The organism is uncultured Maritalea sp. (assembly GCF_937139385.1).
Taxonomy (GTDB): Bacteria; Pseudomonadota; Alphaproteobacteria; order Rhizobiales; family Devosiaceae; genus Maritalea; species Maritalea porphyrae_A.
Genome location: NZ_CAKZPW010000013.1, coordinates 1 through 2,435, shown reverse-complemented (window position 1 = coordinate 2,435; position 2,435 = coordinate 1). Strand labels below are relative to the sequence as shown.

The following is a 2,435-nucleotide window of genomic DNA, read 5'->3' as shown; positions in this document are numbered from 1 at the left end:
AGAAATCTCTGCGATCACATAGGAACTGTTTGGGTCTTGTTCGATGGCGTCCCATGCGCGTTGGTATTCTGGCGCTTCGGCGTCATTTGCATCGTCAACAATGCTGCGGCCGGGGGCGTTTCCCCCCACAACAAGCGCAAGAATAGTGGCGATATCGTTTCGGGTGGCGTTTCGAAAGGTGAGGCGGGACATATCTTGCTCCGAGTTTTGACGCGAGGGCAACTTAGTGCGCGCTTTAAAACCGGGCAAGACAATATCAAGACAATTGGAAGTGATGGCACATCGAACTTGGTGTCTCAAACTGTCTCAGAAATGAGACTCGCGCCACTGGATGGGGTCTAGTTTGCCGAAATATCGAGCCGCTGCATGCGTCGATACATGGTGGCGCGGGAAATGCCGAGTTGCTTGGCGGCCAGCGAAACATTGCCTTTGGTGCGCGCGAGGGCGCGGCGCAGCTCAGACTTTTCTGCGTTTTTTAGGCTTGCTACTTGCTGATCGCTATGCCCCATTAAATCGCTGAGCGGTCGTGGGTCGGCGATTTTGTCATTTGTCAGCCCGAAGGCCTTGCGGGCGTGGCGGTTTGCACCGATCACCAGTTCGTCTTGGTCAACAGCAAACAAGGCCGCGTTCAAATCTTGCGTTGGTGCCATAACAATGCGCGCCTCACGAAAGGATGCGCGGAAATAATCTTGCTCAATCTTATGGGCAGTGTCGGCAACAACTTTGCCAAAAACATTGGCAAAACCAGAGGTTAAATCTGAACGGCAGCTTGAGACATCTAGCACGGCAATCATGTTGCCCTCATTGTCAAAAACGGGCGCGCCCATGCAGCTCATGGCGGTGTTTTGGCTCTTAAAGTGTTGATCTTTATGGATCACGATGGGGCGTTGTTCTGCCGCGCACGTGCCTATGCCGTTGGTGCCTTGTTGAGACTCGCTCCACACGGCGCCGGTGGTCAAACCGCATTGGTCAAAAACCATTTTGTCGCCATCTTGAGTTTGGCTGGCAATAATCACCCCATCCATATCGGACATAACAACAACGCAACCTGATCGGTCGACAGTGGTAAAAAGCTTTTGCAAAGTGGGCTGGGCGACGTGGAGGAGGAAGTCCAGCTTTTCGCGGGCATGGCGTAGTGTTTGTTCGGAAACAAGATCGGCGCGGCGTTGCTGTTCTGGGGTCAAGCCATAGTGCAACATGGAGCGTCGCCAGGAGGCCGCCAAACCTGAACGAACAGCTGACTGCTTCTTTTCAACAATCGAACGCACATAATTCGCGTGAGTGATATTTGTCGCCATTGGTGTCCTCCCAACTTCAGAATAGCACAGCATTTTTGACTGATATAGTGGGGGGCGACGCTCGATGTCGGCGTTTGCCTTTAGTTTTGGGCTTTTGCTGTTAATCTGTGTCGCGGAAATGAGACAGGTCAGAGGGGCTGATTGGATCACCCCTAGTGACGATCTGTTGTTGGTTCAGACATGCTGCCCTTACGCCAAACAAAGGCGAGAGGAGGACAAAATGAACAAGATCGATATTACGCGCTCTGCGTCCCGCATTTACAAAAGCCAATATGGCAATTTCATCAATGGTGAATTTGTTGAGCCGAAATCGGGCAAGTATTTTGAAAATACTTCGCCGGTAAATGGTCAGGTGATCTGCGAAGTTGCGCGCTCAAATGAAGCTGACATTGAATTTGCTTTGGACGCCGCTCACGCCGCAAAAGATGCTTGGGGCCGCACAAGTCAAGCCGAACGCGCGGTGATGCTGAACAAAATTGCCGATATCATGGAAGAAAACCTTGATCTGTTGGCTGAAGCTGAGACATGGGACAACGGCAAGCCCATCCGGGAAACAACAGCGGCAGATATGCCGCTGGCGATTGATCATTTCCGCTATTTTGCAGGTGTGATCCGTGCGCAAGAGGGGTCTGTCGCGCAAATCGACAATGATACGGTTGCCTATCATTTCAATGAGCCGCTTGGGGTTGTGGGGCAAATTATCCCATGGAACTTCCCAATTTTGATGGCGACGTGGAAGTTGGCACCTGCATTGGCTGCGGGTAACTGCGTGGTGTTGAAGCCGGCGGAGCAAACACCTGCTTCGATTATGATCCTGATGGAGCTGATTGCTGACGTTTTGCCAAAAGGCGTGTTAAATGTGGTCAATGGTTTTGGACTGGAAGCAGGTAAACCGCTTGCTTCAAGCAAACGCATTGCCAAAATTGCCTTTACCGGTGAGACCACAACGGGTCGACTGATTATGCAGTACGCAAGTCAAAACCTTATTCCGGTCACGCTTGAATTGGGTGGCAAATCGCCAAACATTTTCTTTAAAGACGTGACGCGCGAAGACGATGATTTCTTTGACAAGGCGATCGAAGGCTTTGTGATGTTCGCGCTGAACCAGGGCGAAGTTTGCACCTGCCCCAGCCGCGC

General features: G+C 51.7%; 1 protein-coding gene and 2 pseudogenes. 1 reads left to right on the top strand and 2 read right to left on the bottom strand.

The window, feature by feature from the left end; all coding sequences use genetic code 11:
• Together Q0231_RS00630 and Q0231_RS00625 are read right to left on the bottom strand one after the other, a co-directional pair.
• Window positions 1-192: pseudogene (locus Q0231_RS00630) on the bottom strand (hypothetical protein); the annotation flags it as partial.
• A gap of 146 nt (window positions 193-338) precedes the next feature.
• Window positions 339-1,298 (bottom strand): GAF domain-containing protein, encoded by a 960-nt coding sequence (locus tag Q0231_RS00625; protein ID WP_299343682.1) that lies wholly within the window; start codon window positions 1,296-1,298, stop codon window positions 339-341.
• A gap of 220 nt (window positions 1,299-1,518) precedes the next feature.
• Here Q0231_RS00625 and adh point away from each other — a divergent pair.
• Window positions 1,519-2,435 (top strand): annotated as a pseudogene (gene adh / locus Q0231_RS00620) (aldehyde dehydrogenase); the annotation flags it as partial.

Coding starts and splice junctions, on each gene's coding strand:
- Q0231_RS00625 (WP_299343682.1), bottom strand. CDS start 1,298: ATGGCGACAAATATCACTCACGCGAATTATGTGCGTTCGATTGTTGAA.